This window comes from Micromonospora sp. L31, from assembly GCF_052068075.1.
GTDB lineage: Bacteria > Actinomycetota > Actinomycetes > Mycobacteriales > Micromonosporaceae > Micromonospora > Micromonospora purpureochromogenes.
Map to the genome: position 1 here is coordinate 249027 of NZ_JBQHDC010000003.1, position 17568 is coordinate 266594.

General features: G+C 72.8%; 19 protein-coding genes and 1 pseudogene. 13 read left to right on the forward strand and 7 right to left on the reverse strand.

Going from position 1 to position 17568, the window contains the following annotated elements; all coding sequences use genetic code 11:
- The first annotated feature begins 8 nt into the window (after positions 1-8).
- From ACTMS9_RS10765 to ACTMS9_RS10785, 5 genes are all read left to right on the forward strand, one after another.
- The gene (locus ACTMS9_RS10765) at positions 9-533 is read left to right on the forward strand and encodes an SMI1/KNR4 family protein (protein WP_441142430.1); all 525 of its coding nucleotides are present in this window, start codon (positions 9-11) and stop codon (positions 531-533) included.
- Positions 534-1139: 606 nt separating this feature from the next.
- Positions 1140-1916, forward strand: a complete 777-nt coding sequence (locus ACTMS9_RS10770; protein WP_441164823.1) for a class I SAM-dependent methyltransferase — start codon at positions 1140-1142, stop codon at positions 1914-1916.
- A gap of 91 nt (positions 1917-2007) precedes the next feature.
- Complete coding sequence (locus ACTMS9_RS10775) at positions 2008-2262, forward strand: zinc finger domain-containing protein (protein WP_441164824.1); 255 nt, start codon at positions 2008-2010, stop codon at positions 2260-2262.
- A 181-nt stretch (positions 2263-2443) separates the two neighbouring features.
- Positions 2444-2782: a hypothetical protein gene (locus ACTMS9_RS10780; protein ID WP_441164825.1), complete on the forward strand. Its 339-nt coding sequence runs from the start codon at positions 2444-2446 to the stop codon at positions 2780-2782.
- A gap of 360 nt (positions 2783-3142) precedes the next feature.
- Positions 3143-3439, forward strand: coding sequence for a hypothetical protein (locus ACTMS9_RS10785; RefSeq protein ID WP_441164827.1), 297 nt, complete (start codon positions 3143-3145; stop codon positions 3437-3439).
- A gap of 90 nt (positions 3440-3529) precedes the next feature.
- Here the strand turns inward: ACTMS9_RS10785 and ACTMS9_RS10790 are convergent, their stop codons facing one another.
- The 4 genes from ACTMS9_RS10790 to ychF form a co-directional block, all read right to left on the reverse strand.
- The gene (locus tag ACTMS9_RS10790) at positions 3530-4462 is read right to left on the reverse strand and encodes a hypothetical protein (RefSeq protein WP_441164829.1); all 933 of its coding nucleotides are present in this window, start codon (positions 4460-4462) and stop codon (positions 3530-3532) included.
- Entirely contained in the window at positions 4459-4980 is a 522-nt protein-coding gene (locus tag ACTMS9_RS10795) for a SigE family RNA polymerase sigma factor (RefSeq protein ID WP_441142423.1), read from the reverse strand. The genes ACTMS9_RS10790 and ACTMS9_RS10795 overlap by 4 nt, the downstream gene beginning before the upstream one ends.
- A gap of 82 nt (positions 4981-5062) precedes the next feature.
- A complete protein-coding gene (locus ACTMS9_RS10800; protein WP_441164830.1) occupies positions 5063-5773 on the reverse strand; it encodes a VOC family protein in 711 nt (236 codons plus the stop codon).
- Between the two features lie 177 nt (positions 5774-5950).
- Positions 5951-7036 (reverse strand): redox-regulated ATPase YchF, encoded by a 1086-nt coding sequence (ychF, locus tag ACTMS9_RS10805; protein ID WP_441142421.1) that lies wholly within the window; start codon positions 7034-7036, stop codon positions 5951-5953.
- A 104-nt stretch (positions 7037-7140) separates the two neighbouring features.
- Between ychF and ACTMS9_RS10810 the strand changes: the two genes are divergently transcribed.
- Positions 7141-7725, forward strand: a complete 585-nt coding sequence (locus ACTMS9_RS10810; RefSeq protein ID WP_441164832.1) for an exonuclease — start codon at positions 7141-7143, stop codon at positions 7723-7725.
- A 46-nt stretch (positions 7726-7771) separates the two neighbouring features.
- Here the strand turns inward: ACTMS9_RS10810 and ACTMS9_RS10815 are convergent, their stop codons facing one another.
- Both ACTMS9_RS10815 and ACTMS9_RS10820 read right to left on the reverse strand, forming a co-directional pair.
- Positions 7772-8506 carry a Type 1 glutamine amidotransferase-like domain-containing protein gene (locus ACTMS9_RS10815; RefSeq protein WP_441142419.1) on the reverse strand — a complete coding sequence of 245 codons (735 nt, stop codon included), beginning with the start codon at positions 8504-8506 and terminating at the stop codon, positions 7772-7774.
- A gap of 70 nt (positions 8507-8576) precedes the next feature.
- Positions 8577-9116 (reverse strand): MarR family winged helix-turn-helix transcriptional regulator, encoded by a 540-nt coding sequence (locus ACTMS9_RS10820; RefSeq protein ID WP_308495021.1) that lies wholly within the window; start codon positions 9114-9116, stop codon positions 8577-8579.
- 52 nt (positions 9117-9168) lie between these two features.
- Here ACTMS9_RS10820 and ACTMS9_RS10825 point away from each other — a divergent pair.
- Positions 9169-9990 (forward strand): annotated as a pseudogene (locus ACTMS9_RS10825) (EamA family transporter); the annotation flags it as partial.
- Positions 9991-10067: 77 nt separating this feature from the next.
- On the opposite strand, the gene ACTMS9_RS10830 reads toward ACTMS9_RS10825, so the two are convergent.
- Positions 10068-10517, reverse strand: a complete 450-nt coding sequence (locus ACTMS9_RS10830; protein WP_357610316.1) for a hypothetical protein — start codon at positions 10515-10517, stop codon at positions 10068-10070.
- 174 nt (positions 10518-10691) lie between these two features.
- Here ACTMS9_RS10830 and ACTMS9_RS10835 point away from each other — a divergent pair, with 174 nt between their 5' ends.
- The 6 genes from ACTMS9_RS10835 to ACTMS9_RS10860 all read left to right on the forward strand — a co-directional run bounded on the left by ACTMS9_RS10835 (position 10692) and on the right by ACTMS9_RS10860 (position 17559).
- On the forward strand, positions 10692-11201 hold the full coding sequence (locus ACTMS9_RS10835; protein ID WP_179801770.1) for a SigE family RNA polymerase sigma factor: 510 nt from the start codon (positions 10692-10694) through the stop codon (positions 11199-11201).
- Entirely contained in the window at positions 11198-11677 is a 480-nt protein-coding gene (locus tag ACTMS9_RS10840; RefSeq protein ID WP_441164835.1) for a hypothetical protein, read from the forward strand. Before ACTMS9_RS10835 ends, ACTMS9_RS10840 begins: the two co-directional genes overlap by 4 nt.
- A 153-nt stretch (positions 11678-11830) precedes the next feature.
- Positions 11831-13339 (forward strand): DNA-3-methyladenine glycosylase 2 family protein, encoded by a 1509-nt coding sequence (locus ACTMS9_RS10845; protein ID WP_441164837.1) that lies wholly within the window; start codon positions 11831-11833, stop codon positions 13337-13339.
- Positions 13336-13845 carry a methylated-DNA--[protein]-cysteine S-methyltransferase gene (locus tag ACTMS9_RS10850; RefSeq protein WP_441164838.1) on the forward strand — a complete coding sequence of 170 codons (510 nt, stop codon included), beginning with the start codon at positions 13336-13338 and terminating at the stop codon, positions 13843-13845. The genes ACTMS9_RS10845 and ACTMS9_RS10850 overlap by 4 nt, the downstream gene beginning before the upstream one ends.
- A 37-nt stretch (positions 13846-13882) precedes the next feature.
- Entirely contained in the window at positions 13883-15688 is a 1806-nt protein-coding gene (locus tag ACTMS9_RS10855) for an ABC transporter ATP-binding protein (protein WP_441164839.1), read from the forward strand.
- Positions 15685-17559, forward strand: coding sequence for an ABC transporter ATP-binding protein (locus tag ACTMS9_RS10860; RefSeq protein WP_441164840.1), 1875 nt, complete (start codon positions 15685-15687; stop codon positions 17557-17559). The genes ACTMS9_RS10855 and ACTMS9_RS10860 overlap by 4 nt, the downstream gene beginning before the upstream one ends.
- Positions 17560-17568 lie beyond the last annotated feature (9 nt).

Consider the following 17568-nt stretch of genomic DNA (forward strand, 5'->3'; position numbering starts at 1 on the left):
GTGCGGCGGTGACCGGAGGACAACTCACGCTCCCCGCCCCGCTGCGGGAGGCCCACGACGGTGGCTTCGACTACGACGGCGGCGACGGCATCGATTTCGAGCCGTACGACGCCTTCCTCACCCTCCCCGAGACCGCCGAGTGGTGGCAGGCGTGGAGCGGCAACCCCTCGATGGACGGGGTCGACTTCCGGATCTTCGGCCAGGACGGCACGGGCGGGCTGGCGGCCTGCTGGCTGGTCCGCCCCGGCGAGCCGATCGAGCGCCAGCCGGTGGTGTTCCTCGGCTCCGAGGGTGAGATGTCCGTGATCGCCCGCGACCTGGCGGCCTACCTCTGGCTGCTCGCGGGCGGTTTCGGCCCGATGGAGGCGACGATGTGGCCGCAGCACGAGCACCAGCCCCGCCCGGACGCCCGTCGCACGACGATCGCCGAGCGGTACGCGCCGCAGGCGCGACAGACCGCGCCCGAGGTGATCGAGGCGGCGCGGGCCGAGTTCCCCGACTTCGAGCCGTTCATCGAGTCCCTCTGCCACTGAGGGGCGGGGCCGGTCCAGGGGGCGTACCCGGGCGCCACGCGACGCGAGTCGGCCGCCTCCGCCAAGCCGGAGGACCTGCCGGAGGCGCTGGCCCGACGGCAACTCCCGCAGATTGATGTCGAAATCGGGTCCTCGCCACCGGCCGGGTGGCCGTTCAGCCCCCGGCCGGTCGCGCTCTCACTGGAAACGCCTGCCGGGCCTTCTGGCGCCGGTCGGCTTGCTGATCACGGAATCCTTGGCTCGGCGGCGCACCACGATCGCGCTCGCCCTCTTCCGCAACCCTTTCAGGATCCTGTCCTTCATCGCCGGCATCCCCTCTCGCGTACGTCAGATCAGTCGTGCGCGTTTCCGCACCCGGACAATTGATCCTTCGCGTACCGCAGTCCGCGTACCCGATGGGACAGCAGCCATTCATCAGCGTCGGGCCACGCTGCCTGGCCGACGTCGGCTGGCAGACCGACCACCCCGCCCACCGCGCCCGACCAGGGGGCGGAGGCCCGAATCGGACGTTGAGGCGGAACTTGGGCAGCCCTCCCGTCACCTGTACCGACCTGGCGGCTGGGTCGCGCGGAAAGTCCGGGCATCGACGGCGCAGATCGTGCCAGGATGCTCGCCATGTCTCGTCGCGCACTGAGCTTCGGAGTGGTGGCGGAAGCATACGAACGGTTCCGGTTGGGGTATCCCGTAAAACTCTTCGACATGGTGATGACGTACGCGGGTCAACCGGTCCGGACTGCCCTGGAGATTGGCGCCGGGACCGGCAAAGCAACGCGGCTGTTCGCTGAACGAGGGTTGACGGTCACCGCGACCGAGCCTGACGGGGCCATGCTCGCCGAGCTGCGTAAGCACGTGGCAGCAAACGTCAAGACCGTGCAAGCCGCGTTCGAGGACTTGCGACCGGGCGAGCGCTACGGGCTGGTGTATGCGGCAGCGGCGCTGCATTGGACGAATCCGGAGGGCCGGTGGTCGCGCATGGCCGCGCTGCTGGAGCCGGGTGGCGTGTTCGCCTCGTTCGGTGGACCACTCCAGCTGGCCGACCCGGCTCTGGAAGAAGCTGTTCGCGCGGCCCGGGCACCGTTCTTGGAGAGCGACGATGTTCCGTCTCCAGATGGGACGCCTCCTGGACATGACATGCAGTGGCCGGGTACGGAGCTCCGCCGGTCTGAGTGGTTCGCCGATGTTCGGCAGTCCGTGATCGTGCGACGGGCGACGATGAGTGTTCGCGACTACGTCGGCCATCTCTCGACCATTTCGGCCTATCTCGAATTACCGACCCCGGAGCGGGAGCAGGTATTCAGTCAGATCATGCAGGTCCTGCCCGAGACGGTCGAGATTGCCGCCGACCTCACCGTCCACCTCGCGCGTCGGTGCTGCGACCAGTAGTGCTTCGACATGCTGGAGCAGGCCGGCACCGCGCTATCCGCAGGGCAACAGGGGTGCGTGTGACGGCGCGCACGGCGGGAAGGTCAGTCGGATGACTGACCCAGGGGAGCTGGCGCGAAGCGCGCTCCAGCGAATCCACAAGGCTGCCGTGAGACATCGGGACCTTGAGCTGCACCGAGCGGCCGATGACATCGTCCGAGCGGCCCAGGCGAGGGACCTCGATCCGGGGTCCGTCGAGTCGTACCGCCCCTGCCCGGTGTGCGGTGCCGAGCCGGGACAGTTGTGCATGAGCGTCCCTGGCCGCCCAGTGACGCCGGGCGACATGCACCCTGAGCGCACGCAATAGGGCCGCTTTCCGATCCCGTCAGCCCTCGAAACGGACGTAGCCAACCGCCTGACCTGCGGGAAGGGGCCGGAATCAGACGTTGTGTGGGCCAGTGTTGACCGCTGCACCGGGCACGCGGCGGGCACGGCCCCGCCCGCCGGCCTGCGGACGAGACCTAGCCGTGCACCTTACGTTGAAGCGCGTGGAGATCCCCCTGTTGCGCTCCGGCTGGATATCGCACGTCAGCGGGGCATTTGTTGCCGCGCTTCCCCACGCTTTGTTGCTGTGGAGACTCGGGTGGGGGCCGGTAGGAAACGACAACGTGGGGGAGTGGTTTTTCGCCCTGGCGTTCGTCGGTTTCTGTCCAGCGGTTGTCACCGTTGTGGTGGCAATGCTTCTACTACGCACCAGATTTCGCGGCGCTGGCGTCGGAGCGCTGAGTGGAACCGCCGTCCTGATTCTGCTGTGGATGGTCGGCGTAACGTCCTACGCCGCCGGCGTCGTGCCACCAGGGATGATGGACGCTCCCCGCATGCGCTGAGGCTACGTCTTGCCTTTTCGATGCTCACTCCCATGGCGGTCAACCTCCGCCGGCCACCCCGCTGACGGAGGTTGGCCCCTTTCGCCCCGAAAAGACCACCAGCAGTCAATGAACTGCTTGAGCCTTGGGACTCGCCTGTCCGAGGTCCACCAGCGTCCGACATTGCTCGCGCCCGTGGTCACCCAGAAAGTCACTCAGCATCGGTCGATGCGTCCCTCCTTGGCTGCCATGTCATTGGTACGGTTGGCGCGGGAGGCTCCGCGAATGTCCGGATCAGACCAGCGTTGGCACTGGTTCGTGCCCACAGCCGGAAACCAGGCGGCACCGGTGCCGACACCTCCGCGCCCAACCGTGGCAGCGGTGGTGCCGAGCCTGATCGGGGCTGTTCCCGGAGTGGCACTGTCGCTTGCTCCGCTGGCACTCATTCATCAGTACGTGGAGGTGTTCGCGGCCACCGCCACACCGGACAGCGGGTTCAACATCTACACCCTCGGGGCGCTGGCCTGCTTGGCGCTCGGCGGCCTCCTGCTGGTGAGCGCACTTGTGTCGTTGTTCTTCCGGCAGACACGGGCGCTCGGTATCGGGTACCTGTCTGGGCTCGTAGTCGGGCCTGTCTCCTTCATGTTTGTCCTTGGGGTCACGAGGCTGGCCGCATAGGGCCGTCAGAGCGGCATCATCAGACACAGGTGCTGCTCGGCTCGCCCGGGTACGCCCGTCGTCATCGCCGAGGCGCTTCGTCCGAATCAGTTACTTGGACGACCACGTATGGAAGTGGGCCGGCGGTTCGACCTTCACTGGCGTGCCGTAGTCGGACAGTTCGGTGACCACGTGCAGGTGGTAGGTGAAGACCTTACCCCTGGTGACGGAAACCTTACGGTCGTAGGCCACCTTCGCGATTCGTTTGTCCGCGCCGAGCGTCACCTCGCCCACGAGACGGTCGACGGCGCCCCGCGAGGGAACGTCCTTCACCTGGACCTCGAAGTGGTAGGCGCCATCGGGGGTCTCGGTGACCTTGGCCCCGGCCCGCCGCAGGGCACCGAACAGCCCCTGCGGATCCGCCGAAGCGGCCAGGCCACCGCCCAACACGAGGTCGTAGTCCAGGTTGGCCTGCTGGCCCGGGTATCGGCTCCAAACGATCTTGCCGTTGTCAGGCGCGGAGCCGTCCCGGGTACCGATGTACCGGACGCCGTTGACCAGCCGCTCATGTTCGAAGCCTGCGGCGACCATGGGACGCAGACCCGTGTACGGCGAGTCCAGGTAGCCGGTGGCCGTCGCCGGATCGAAGGCTCCCTTGGTGACCCAGCTCGGGCTCACCGGCTCGGGCAGTTCATTCTTCGGCGGGAGCTTGTCCTTCACGGTGGTCGTGACCCTCACCCGGTAACTGATGTTCTCGCTGGCCGCGGCAGCTGCGGCCAGCCGCAGCTGCGGCGTGTCGGCCGTCGTCGCCGTGGGCCGCTCGGCAACCGGCCCGGGCGAGACTGCCGTGCCGCCGCCCACGGTCATGGCCGCGGCAAGCGCCCCGGCCACACCGACGACGCCAACGGCGTACGCGGTGCGGCGCAAGGCGGTGCGCCGCTGGTGCCGTCGAGTGGCTTCCCCCAGTACGTCACGGGTGAACGCCAAGCCGGCGACCTCGTCCCGCATCCCGACGGTCAGCTGATTTTCCAGGTCAGTGGTCATCTACCCACTCCGTTCATGCCTGCGTCTTCGAGCACCCAGGCGGCCGTGAGCTCGCGTAGCCGGGCCAGCCCCCGGGAGGCGGTCGACTTGACGGTGCCAACCGAGCAGCCGAGCAGCTCGGCGGCTTCGGATTCGCTGAACTGCTCCCAGTAGCGGAGCACCAGCACGGCCCGTTGCCGCGGCGGCAGCATGGCCAGCGCCTGGATGAGTGCCTGCCGGAGGTGCAGCGCCTCGGTACCGTCCGCCTGGCCCGGCGGCTCAATCTCGGCCAACACCTCCGGTCGGCGCCCGCGGAGCCGCCACCGGTCAACCGCAAGGTGGTACAGCGTGCGACGCAGGTACCCCTCCTTGTCGCCCTGTACCCGGCTCCAGTTCCGCATCAGCCGTTCCAGCGCCACCTGCAACAGGTCCTCCCCAGCGACCCGGCTGCCGGTCAGCAGGACCGCCGTCGCGAGGAGCGCACCGCCGCGTTCGGCGACGAGGACGTCCAACCCGTCGAAGCGTTTCTTCCGCCGCACCCGATCTCCTTCCGTCCTCACCAAGGACGACGGGTACAGCCCGAAGGTTGACTGGCAGGCGAAACTCGCCTGCGTTGCCGAATCACCTGAGCGTCGCCGCGAGTTCGGCGGCGTTCTCGAACGCGGAGGCCGCCCGTTCTGATTCATCCGCGTTCAGCACGACGCGTTCGACACGGGCCAGCATCTCGCTTGCGGTATCAAGGTCGTGCAGCACCACCGCGAGTTCGGCGCGGTACACGAGGACCTCTATCTGTGCGACCGGATCGTCCCCGGCCTGGGGGCGGGCCAGTGCGCTGTCGAGGATCCGGACGGCCTGCCGGACATCGCCCCTGGAATCGGCCTGCACGACAGCGTTCGCCAGAGCCTTGGCCAGGCGCCCCGCTGGCGTGGGTTCAGGGGCGGCGGCCTGGTGGACGACGCGGATCCAGTTGCCGCCGGGGTCGATGACGCTGAACCCGCTCACCCCGTCAGAGTTCTTCCGCGCCCGAGGCCGGGTCATGCGCGGCGTTCCGGACACCAGAACCTTCCCGTACGTGGCGCGCATGCCTGCGGCGAACGCCCGGTGCAGTCCTTCGATGTCCGAGGTGAGGACCAGGCAGGAGCCGTAGGACTGCTCCGGGTCGAAGCCGGCGATCTCGAAGAAGTGAAGATGCAGGTCTTCACGCTGCAATGCCACGTACGGGTTGGGCTTGCGCTGCCGGTAGGTCGTACGAAAACCGAGAACCTCGTAAAAATCGACCATGTCGTCGATGGAGGCGCAGGGCAGCAGCGGAACGGTCACCTCGTTGGCCATGCCCCCTTCCTACGCAGGTCGGGGAGCCCGTCGCACATGGAAATAGCCGTTCGCCGTCTCCAGCCACCTGATCGTCGACCACGCCACCCGGACGGTTCGGATCGAATGGCAGTTCGCGCCGCAGTCAAGGTGCGCATCGAGCCGAAGACTCGCCGGTGACGCCGGAGCGGGCCGGATTCAGACGTTGAAGCGGAACTCCACCACGTCGCCGTCCTGCATGACGTACTCCTTGCCCTCGATCCGGACCTTGCCGGCGGCCTTGGCCGCCGCCATCGATCCGGCCTCGACCAGGTCGGCGTAGGAGACGACCTCGGCCTTGATGAAGCCGCGCTGGAAGTCGCTGTGGATGACGCCCGCGGCCTCCGGCGCGGTCGCGCCGACCGGGACGGTCCAGGCGCGCGCCTCCTTGGGGCCCGCCGTCAGGTACGTCTGGAGCCCGAGCGTGCGGAAGCCGACCCGGACGAGCTGGTTGAGGCCGGGCTCGTTCTGCCCGATCGACTCCAGCAGCTCGCGGGCCTCCTCCTCGGGCAGGTCCACCAGTTCGGACTCGATCTTCGCGTCCATGAAGACCGCCTCGGCGGGCGCGACCAGCGCGCGCAGCTCGTCGAGGAACTCGGCGTTGGCCAGCTCGGCCTCGTCGACGTTGAAGACGTACAGGAAGGGCTTGGTGGTGAGCAGGTGCAGCTCGCGCAGGTGCTCCAGCTCGATCTTCGCGGCGGCGGCGCCGGCGTAGAGCGTGGTACCGCCGTCGAGCACGTCGACGGCGGCCTTGGCGGCGGCGACCGCGGCGGCCCGGTCCTTGCGGAGCTTGGCCTCCTTCTCCAGCCGCGGCAGCGCCTTCTCCAGGGTCTGGAGGTCGGCGAGGATCAGCTCGGTGTTGATCGTCTCGATGTCGTCGGCCGGGGAGATCTTCCCGTCGACGTGCACCACGTTCGGGTCGGAGAACGCGCGCACCACCTGGCAGATCGCCGAGGCGTCGCGGATGTTGGCCAGGAAGGCGTTGCCCCGGCCCTGCCCCTTGGAGGCGCCCCGCACCAGGCCGGCGATGTCGACGAACGACACCGGCGCCGGCAGCACCTTCTGCGAGGCGAAGATCTCCGCGAGCGTGGCCAGCCGCTCGTCCGGCAGCCCGACGACGCCGACGTTGGGCTCGATCGTGGCGAACGGGTAGTTCGCGGCGAGCACGTCGTTCTTGGTGAGCGCGTTGAACAGGGTGCTCTTGCCGACGTTGGGCAGGCCGACGATGCCGATGGAGAGACTCACGACGAGCCAGCTTACGCCGGTGTCCGCCGACACCCGGCAGGTAGGCCCACCAGCCGGGGGAAAAGACGTCCCGGGTACGCCGACAGCGTTGCTAGCCTGCCCGGATGACGAGCGGGGCGGACGAGCGGCTGCCGGAGCTGTACGTGGCGGTGGACGTCGAGGCGGACGGCCCGATCCCCGGCCCGTACAGCATGATCTCGCTGGGCATGGCGGTGGCCGGGCGACCCGACCTCACCTTCTACACCGAGCTGAAGCCGATCTCCGAGGAGTTCGTGCCGGCCGCCCTCGCGGTCTCCGGGCTCGACCGGGACCGGCTGCTGCGGGAGGCGCCGACCGCCGAGGAGGCGATGGCCGCCGCCGCGAGCTGGGTCAACGGGCTGCGCCCGATCGGCCGGCCGGTCTTCCTGGCGGCGCCCGCCGTCTGGGACGGCATGTTCGTGCACTGGTACTTCGTCCGGTTCACCGGCCGCAGCCCGTTCGGCGCGACCGGCTCCGGCGTGGACCTGCGTAGCTGGTGGATGGGGCGGACCGGCTGCGAGTGGGTGCGGACCCGCAAGGGGATCATCAAGCACGAGCTGGGCCTGACCGACGTGCCGCACACCCACCACGCCGGGGAGGACGCGGCCGAGCTGGCCCAGGTCTTCGACGCCGCGCTCCGGCACCGCCCCGGGCGGGCCGAGACGGGCTGAACCGGGCCGCACCGTGCGCGTACCCGAAGGGGCCGGCGACCGGCGCTCAGGCGGTGAGCAGCCGGGGTTCGATCCGGGTCTCCCGGGCGCCGCCCGCGCCGTCCGGGGTCAGCTCGTACGCGGCGACGCCCTCGCGGTCGGCGACCGCCTCGGCCAGCCGGGTACCCCGGTAGACCAGCCCCACCCCGTCGTCCGTGCAGTGGCTGACCGGCAGGGTGCCGTCGCCGACCAGCCGGTGCATCAGCGGGCGGCGCTGCTCCTCGCTGTCGTAGTGCACCCCGTTGCCGTACGGCAGCCACCCGAGGCCGTCCGTGAAGGCGCGCAGCGTGCGGCCGAAGCTGTCGGTGGCACCGCCGACGTGCCAGCAGATCGAACCGGCGGAGACGCCGCCGAGCACCACGCCGGCTTCCCAGCACTCACGCAGGATCTTCGGCAGGCCGTGCACCCGCCAGACGGCGCAGAGGTTGGCGACGCTGCCGCCACCGACCCAGATGATGTCCTGGGCGAGCAGGTGGTCCCGGATGTCGTCGACCGTCGGCATCGGGAACAGCGCCAGGTGGGAGGGGCGGAACCGGGTGCCGGCGAAGGCGCCGTAGAAAACGGTGAACGCGGTGGGCTGGTCGCCGACCGCCTGGTTGAGGTAGCAGATCTTCGGCTCGTCGGCCCCGGCCAGCTCGGCCATCAGGTCGAAGACCGGCCCGGGCTTCGCGTCCCAGGGGCCGCGGTCCCGGCTGCTGAAGCCCATGCTGGTCGCGACGATGGTGGGTTCGCTGGCGGGCACGGATGATCCTTCCGTCGGGCGGGGTGACGGCCTCATCCTGCGTCATGGCCGGCCCGGCCGTCGTACCTGGTCAGCCCGCCTCGGCGGCGGCGAGCAGCGCGCGCAGCAGGTCACCCAGGCGGGTCTGGTCCGCCGGGGGCAGGGCGTCGAGGATCCTCCGCTGCACCGCCAGCCCCGCCTCGGCGGCCTCCTCGACCGCACGGCGGCCGGTGTCGGTCAGGGTCACCCGCAGGCCCCGCCGGTCGGCGGGGTCGGGCGCGCGGCGCAGCAGCCCGGCCCGTTCCAGCCGGTCGAGCCGGCCGGTCATCCCGCCCGAGGTGAGCATCAGCGCGGCGGCCAGCTCCTTCGGCGCCAGCGTGTACGGCTCGCCGCTGCGGCGCAGCGCGGCCAGCACGTCGAACTCGCCACGGCCGATGCCCCAGTCGGCGTAGACCCGCTCCTGCGCGTCGCCGACGATCCGGGCCAGCCGGTAGATCCGGCCGAAGACCGCCATCGGCTCGGGCCGCATCCCGGCGCGCTCGCGGCGCCACTGCTCGACGATGAGGTCGACGTCGTCCCGGTCGGTCACCCCCGGATTGTGCCCCACGTCGCCCTTCCGCTTTTCGCTCACGGGTGATTAGCTTAGCACTAAGCTACTTACTGCAAAGAGAATCGAGTGCCCGATGAGCCGTCGCCGCACCGACATCGCGTTGACCGCCCTCGCGCCCACCGTCTGGGGCACCACCTACCTGGTCACCTCCGAGCTGCTGCCGCCGGACCGGCCGCTCTGGTCCGGCGCGCTGCGGGCCCTGCCCGCCGGGCTGCTGCTGCTCGCGCTGACCCGTCGCCGGCCGCACGGCTCCTGGTGGTGGCGGGCCGCCCTGCTCGGGGCGCTGAACATCGGCGCGTTCTTCCCGCTGCTCTTCCTCGCGGCGTACCGGCTGCCGGGCGGCACCGCCGCCGTGCTCGGCGCCGCCCAGCCGCTGCTCGTCGCCGGCCTCACCGTGCTGGTGCTGCGGGACCGGCCGCACCGGCTCGCCCTGCTGGCCGCCGTGGCCGCCCCGCTGGGCGTCGCGCTGGTCGTGCTCCGGCCGGATGCCGGCACCGACCCGCTCGGCGTGGCCGCCGGCCTGGCCGGCACCGCCGCGATGGCCACCGGGCTGGTGCTCACCCGCCGCTGGGGCCGCCCGGCCGGAATCAGCACCCTGGCCGCGACGAGCTGGCAGCTCACCGCCGGCGGCCTGCTGGTCACGCCGGTCGCCGTCGCGGTCGAGGGCGCGCCGCCGGCCCCGGACGGCCCGGCCCTGCTCGGGTACGCCTGGCTCGGGCTGGTCGGCACCGCGCTGGCGTACGTGCTGTGGTTCCGGGGCGCGGCGCGGCTGCCGTTGACGCAGGTCTCCGTGCTCGGCGCGCTGAGCCCGCTGACCGCCGCGGCGCTGGGCTGGATCGTGCTGGACCAGGCGCTGAGCCCGACCCAGCTCACCGGCTTCGCGCTGGCGGTGGCGGCGATGGTGGTGGCGCAACTGCCCGCCCGCCCCGGTGGCGCGGCGTCCGGACCCGTCGGCCGCCTCGGCGGGGCGGGTCAGCCGGCCAGGCGCCAGTCCGCCCCGAGGGTGTCGGCCTCCGGCAGCGCCCCGGCGGGCAGCTCGGCCGCCGCGGCCAGCGGCAGGGTGAACCGGTGCGCGGCGGACGGGCCGGCCGCGTACGACTCGCCGAGCATCCAGCGCACCTCGTCGGCCGTCCAGCCCAGCCCGCGCCGGCCGGCGATCTCGCGGACCAGCCGCAGCCCCGGGCGGGTGTCGTCGTCGTAGAAGCGCATGCACCAGTGGTGCGCCCACATGCCCAGCGCCCGCACGCCGGCCGGATCCAGCGACGCGGCGAGCCGGCCGCACGCCGTCTCCCCGAACGGGCGCCCCGGCTCACCGACCCGGTCCCGCTCGATCGCCCCGTACGCCGCCGGCGCCACCGCCCGCATCCGGTCGTAGAAGCCCTGCACCACCGCGCGGTCGAGCCGTGCCCGCCCCGACCGCATCAGCGGGCACCCCGCCCGGCCACGCTCGCCATCGCCCCCGCACCCTTCTTGAGTTGGTGGCCGGACCGTACCGACCACTACCGACAATTTCTCGCGTCAGATTCCTTGCCCCGCAACGGATAGCTGGCCCGAGCTGCGGCGTCTGTATCGGTAGGAGCGGACCGGGGAGGATGCGTGGACGAGGACGAACGGGCCCGGCTGGCCGAGTTCGTGGCGAGCCGTACGCCGGCGCTGATGCGGGTCGCGTACCTGCTCACCGGCGACCGGCACGCGGCGGAGGATCTGGTCCAGTCGGCGCTGGCGCGGACGATCCCGCGCTGGCGGACGCTGCGCAACGCCGACCCCGAGGGCTACCTGCGCACGGTCATGTACCGGGAGCAGGTGAGCTGGTGGCGGCGGCTGCGCCGGTACCGGGAGTCGCTGCTCACCGGCGCGCACGAGGTGCCCGCCGCCGATCCCAGCGGCGGCACCGACCTGCGGCTGGCCATGCGGGCGGCGCTGCGGCACCTGCCGCCGGCGCAGCGGACCGTGGTGGTCCTGCGCTACTACGAGGACCTCACCGAGACCCAGGTGGCCCAGGTGCTGGGCTGCTCGGTCGGCACCGTCCGCAGCCGTACCCATCGCGCCGTCTCTCGGCTGCGCGAGCTCCTGCCGGATGTCGAACTCCTGGAGGTACGGCGATGACGTCCCCCCTCGAAGACCTGATCCGCGACACCCTGACCGACCTTGCCGAGGAGGCCCCGACAGTGCAGGACCAGTTGCCGCCGGCGGAACGACGAGCCCGGACCCGACGCCGCGCCACGGTGACCATGGGCGCGGTGGGCACGCTCGCCGCCGTCCTGATCGCCGCCCCGCTCGCCATCGCCCAGGCCGGCTCGGACGCCCCCCGCCCGGCCGCCCCCACCGCCCCGACCCCGTCGCCGCGCTCGGCCGAGCCGGTCCCCTCCCCCAGCTCCGACCCGACCCCCGCGCCCCGACCCCCGCTGCCCAGCCCGACCGCTCCGCAGACGCCCCCGCCGCCGGGCGTCCCCAGCCCCGCCAGAGTCGTGCCGTCGGAACCGCCGGCGGCCAGCCCGGCGCACCCCGGCGCGCCCCGGCCGCCGGGGGTGCCGAGCCCGATCGGCACCCGGACGCCGGGCCCCGCCCCGTCCCCGCGCTGACCCGCGAGGGCGCTCCCGGTCGCACCTGCGCCGGGGGCGCGAACGGGATACGCCAGGCGCCCCGGCCGACTCGCGGCCGGGGTGTCGGGCGTCGCCACGCCCAGGTCCGATTCCCGCGAGCCATCGGCCTGACCAGCGGGCATCATCGGTGGCGTGGAGTTGGACTTCGAACGGTGCTACCGGGCCGTGGACAGCCGTGACCAGCGCTTCGACGGCTGGTTCTACACCGGCGTGACGTCGACCGGGATCTACTGCCGGCCGTCCTGCCCGGCGATGACGCCGAAGCGGCAGAACGTCCGGTTCTTCCCGTCGGCCGCCGCCGCGCAGGGCGCCGGACTGCGCGCCTGCCGCCGCTGCCGCCCGGACGCGGCGCCCGGCTCGCCACAGTGGGACGTCCGGGCCGACGTGGTGGGCCGCGCCGTCCGGCTGATCGCCGACGGGGTGGTCGACCGGGACGGCGTACCGGGGCTGGCCACCCGGCTCGGCTACACCGAGCGGCACCTGCACCGGATGCTCCGCGCCGAGCTGGGCGCCGGCCCGCTGGCGCTGGCCCGGGCCCAGCGGGCGCAGACCGCCCGCACCCTGATCGAGACGACCGGGCTGGGCATGGCGGAGATCGCCTTCGCGGCCGGGTTCGGCAGCGTCCGGCAGTTCAACGACACGGTCCGCGAGGTCTTCGGCATCGCCCCGTCGGAGCTGCGGGTGGCGCGGGGCGGCCGGCCGGTGGCGGGCGGCGCGGGGACGATCACGCTGCGGCTGGCGTACCGGCCACCGCTGCACGCCGCCGCGCTGCTGGACTTCCTCGCGCTCCGCGCGCTGCCGGGCGTGGAGGAGGTACGCGACGGGACGTACCGCCGGGGGTTGCGACTGCCGCACGGCGCCGCGGAGGTGGCGCTGACCCCGGCGGCCGGCCACGTCTCGGCGACCCTGCGCCTGGCCGACATGCGCGACCTGGCCCCCGCGGTGGCCCGCTGCCGCCGCCTGCTCGACCTCGACGCGGACCCGCAGGCCATCGACGAGACCCTCGCCGCCGATCCGGCCCTGGCCGCCGCGGTGGCGGCCGAGCCCGGCATCCGCCTGCCCCGCGCGGTGGACGGATTCGAGGCGGCCCTGCGCGCCGTGGTCGGCCAGCAGGTCTCCGTCCGCTCCGCCCGCACCACCCTCACCCGCCTCCTCCAGGCCGCCCGCCCCCTGACCATCCCCGGTGATCATGAAGTTGTTGCCCCCGACGACGGCGTGTCGCGACAACAACTTCATGATCACGGCGCGGGCACGGCGGGCGGGCTGCGGGGGTTTCTTCGGGCGGAGGAGGTGGCGGGGTTGCCGGACTCGGCGTTCGGGATGCCGGCGGGGCGGCGGGAGACGGTGCGGGCGCTGGCCCGGGCCGTCGCCTCCGGCGAGATCGACCTCGACCCGGGCGGGGACCGGGAGGAGGTGGTCCGGCGGCTGACCGCCGTGCCCGGGATCGGGCCGTGGACCGCCGGCTACGTGGCCATGCGCGCCCTCGGCGACCCGGACGTCCTGCTCCCCACCGACCTCGCGGTAGGCCGGGGCGCCGCCGCCCTCGGCCTGCCCATCGACCCGAAGACCCTCGACACCCACGCCGAACGCTGGCGCCCCTGGCGCTCGTACGCGGTGATCCGACTCTGGAGAGCAGCATGAGCATCGACAGCACCGTCATCGACACTCCCGCCGGCCCGCTGAGCGTCCTGGCCGGCCCGGACGGGGCCGTCCGGGCGGCCGGCTTCACCCCGGCCCCGGAGAACCTGCTCCCGCTGGTGCACCCGAGCCTGCGCGGGGCGCTGCGGCACCGCGCCGACCTCGGCCCCGTCACCGTCGCCGTCCGGTCCTACCTGGACGGTGACCTGACCGCCATCGACGGGGTGCCGGTACGGCAGTACAGCGGCGGGGCGTTCATGACCCACGCCTGGGAGGTGCTGCGCGAGGTGAAGCCGGGCGATCCGGTGACGTACACCGGGTTCGCCGGGCTGGCCGGCCGGCCGGCCGCCGTACGGGCGGCGGCCGCCGCCTGCGCCCGCAACGCCGCCGCCCTCTTCGTCCCCTGCCACCGGGTGCTGCGCACCGACGGGACGCTCGGCGGCTACCGCTGGGGGCTGGACGTGAAGGAATGGCTGCTCGGTCATGAGCGGCGAGTGACGGCAAGCTGACAGCGGTGAGGCCGTCATCTGACGCTACCGTCGGGTAGTGCCCGCGCAGCGCGACGGCGACCCGACCCACCGGGTGGACGCCCGGCCGCGCCCGCTGCACAACCTCCGGCGACTGGGCCCCTACCTGCGCCCGTACGCGGGCGAGTACTGCTGGCTGCTGCTCGCGGCGCTGGCCGCCACCGCGGCCAGCCTGGCGGTGCCGCTGGTGGTGCAGCGGGTGGTCGACGGCCCGATCGCCCGGCACGACGCCGACGGGCTGCTCCGCCTCGGCGGCCTGGCCCTGCTGCTCGGGCTCGCCGAGGCGGTGCTGATTTTCATCCGGCGGTGGACCCAGTCTTCCTCCTCGGTGGGCATGGAGTCGGCGATCCGCGCCGACCTCTACGCCCACCTGCAACGGCTCCCGGCGGGCTTCCACGACCGGTGGCAGTCCGGCCAGCTGCTCTCCCGGATCACCAGCGACCTGTCGGTGATCCGCCGGTTCCTCTCCTTCGGCCTGCTCTTCCTGGTGCTCAACCTGATCACCTACCTCGCGGTGGTGGCCCTGCTGATCCGGCTGCACGGCCCGCTGGGCCTGCTGGTGGCGGCCAGCGCGGTGCCGCTGTTCCTGATCAGTCGCCGGTTCGCCCGGCACTACCACGCCGCGTCCCGCCGGATGCAGGACCAGCAGGGCGACGTGGCCACCCTGGTCGAGGAGACCGCGCAGGGCCTGCGCACCATGAAGGCGTACGGGCGGGGGCCGGAACTGGTCGCCCGGTTCGGCGAGCGGGCCCGGGCGCTGCACGACACCGGCGTCGACAAGGCCCGGCTGCTGGCCCGTACCTCCGCGCTGTTCGACCTGGTGCCCAACCTGACCCTCGGCGTGGTGCTGGTCTGCGGGGCGGCGCTCGCCGCCCGGGGCACCCTCACCATCGGCGAGCTGGTCGCCTTCGTCAGCCTGCAACTGATGCTGATCTGGCCGGTGCAGTCGCTGGGCTGGATCATCGCGAACGCCCAGGAGGCGGCGACCGCGGCCGACCGGATCCAGGAGGTGCTGGACACGCCGCCGTCCATCGTGGACGCGCCGCACGCGGTCACGCTCGCCCCGGCGGCGGTGCGGGGCCGGCTGCGCTTCGAGGGCGTCTCGTTCCGCTATCCCGGCGCGCCCGAGCCGCTGCTGCGGGAGGTCGAGCTGACCGTGGAGCCGGGCGAGACGCTGGCGCTGGTGGGCGCCACCGGCACCGGCAAGAGCACCCTGCTCTCCCTGGTGCCCCGGCTGCACGAGGTGACCGGCGGGCGGATCACGCTGGACGGGCACGACCTGCGCGACCTGCGGCTGGCCTCGCTGCGCCGGCTGGTCGGGGTGGCCTTCGAGGAGCCGACGCTGTTCTCCATGTCGGTCTGGGAGAACCTCACCCTGGGCCGCCCCGACGCCGACGAGGAGGAGGTCCGGGCCGCGCTGGCGCTGGCCCAGGCCGAGTTCGCGTACGACCTGCCGTGGGGGCTGGCGACCCGGGTCGGCGAGCAGGGACTGTCGCTCTCCGGCGGGCAGCGGCAACGGCTCGCGCTGGCCCGGGCGGTGCTCGGCCGGCCCGCGCTGCTCGTGCTGGACGACCCGCTCTCCGCCCTGGACGTGCACACCGAGGCGCTGGTCGAGGCGGCGCTGAGACGGGTGCTGCGGGACACCACCGCGCTGCTGGTGGTGCACCGCCCGTCGACCGTCGCGCTGGCCGACCGGGTGGCGCTGCTCGACGGGGGCCGGATCGTCGCGGTGGGGCGGCACTCCGAGCTGCTCGCCACCGTGCCGGCGTACCGGGCGGTGCTCTCCGCGGAGCCGAACTCCGCGCCCGGTCTGGTGCACTCATGACACTCCGGCTGCCCCGGCAGCGGGCCGAGCCACCCGAGGAGTCCCGCTGGCGGGGGCTGGCCACCGATCCGGACGCCGACCGCAGCCGCGCCGAGGACACCGCACCCGAGGCGGTGGCCCACCTGCGCGCCCGCAGCCGGGCGCTGCTGGGCGAGCTGCTGCGCCCGCACCGGGGCCGGCTGGGCCTGGCGGTGGGCCTGCTGCTGGCGCAGAACGTGGCCGCCATGTCCGGGCCGTACCTGGTCATGCTCGGCATCGACCGGGCCATCGCGCCGCTGCGGGCCGGCGACGCGCGCCCGCTGGCCGCCGTCGCCGGCGCCTTCGTGGTCGCGGCGGTGACCGAGTACGCGGCCCGGCGCGGCTTCCTCACCCTCTCCGCGCGGATCGGCCAGGCCGTCCTGCTGGAGCTGCGCCGGCGGGTGTACGGGCACTTCCTGCGCCTCTCCGTCGGCTTCCACGAGCGCTACACCTCCGGCCGGGTGGTGTCCCGGCTGACCAGCGACCTGGAATCCATCGCCGAGCTGGTCGACGGCGGCATCGACAGCCTGGTGACCGCCGCGCTGTCGGTGCTCTCCGTGGCCGCCATCCTGCTCTGGCTGGACCTGCCGCTGGCCGCGGTCACCCTGCTCGCCTTCCCGTTCCTCTACCTGCTGTCCCGCTGGTTCGCCCGCGCGTCGGCCGACGCGTACCGGCGCAGCCGGGAGGCGGTGGCGCTGGTCATCGTGCACTTCGTGGAGTCGCTGCGGGGCATCCGCGCCGTGCAGGCGTACCGGCGGGAACCGCGCAACCAGCAGATCTTCGGGGCGGTCAACGACGGGTACCGGCGGGCCAACCTGCGGGCGTTCCGGCTGATCGCCACCTACTCGCCGGGGATCAAGGTGATCGGCAACGTCACCGTCGCGGTGGTGCTCGGGTACGGCGGCTGGCGGGTGCTCGGCGGCGCGACGGAGGTGGGGGTGCTCGCCGCCTTCCTGCTCTACCTGCGCCGCTTCTTCGAGCCGATGCAGGAGCTGAGCCAGTTCTACAACTCGTTGCAGTCGGCGACGGCGGCGCTGGAGAAGCTGGCCGGGGTGCTCGACGAGCGGCCCGGCGTACCCGAACCGGCACAGCCGGTGCCGCTGCCCACCGGGCCGGGGCGCGGGGCGGTGGCGTTCCGGTCGGTCTCCTTCGGCTACCGGCCGGGCACGCCGATCCTGGTCGGGCTGGACCTGCGGGTGCCGGCCGGGCAGACGGTCGCGCTGATCGGGCCGACCGGGGCGGGCAAGTCCACCGTCGCCAAGCTGCTGGCCCGCTTTCACGACCCGGACAGCGGCGCCGTCGAGCTGGACGGGATCGACCTGCGCGACCTGGCCGACCCGGAACTGCGCCGCGCGGTGGTGCTGGTGACCCAGGAGAACCACCTGTTCAGCGACACGGTGGCGGAGAACATCCGGTTCGGCCGCCCCGGCGCCGACGACGCGGCGGTGCAGGCCGCCGCGCGGGCGATCGGCGCGCACGACTTCATCGCCGCGCTCCCCGACGGGTACGCCACCGAGGTGCACCGGCGCGGCGGCCGGCTCTCCGCCGGGCAGCGGCAGCTCGTCGCGTTCGCCCGGGCGTTCCTGGCCGACCCGCGGGTGCTGATCCTCGACGAGGCGACCTCGTCGCTGGACGTGCCGACCGAGCGGCTGGTGCAGCGGGCGCTCGCCACCGTGCTGCGCGACCGCACCGCGCTGGTGATCGCGCACCGGCTCTCCACGGTCGAGACCGCCGACCGGGTGCTGGTCCTCGACGGGGGTCGGGTGGTGGAGGACGGACCGCCCGCGCGGCTCGCCGCCGCCGGTGGCCGGTACGCCGCCCTGCACCGGCAGTGGCGCGACTCGCTGGTCTGAACCGCCGGT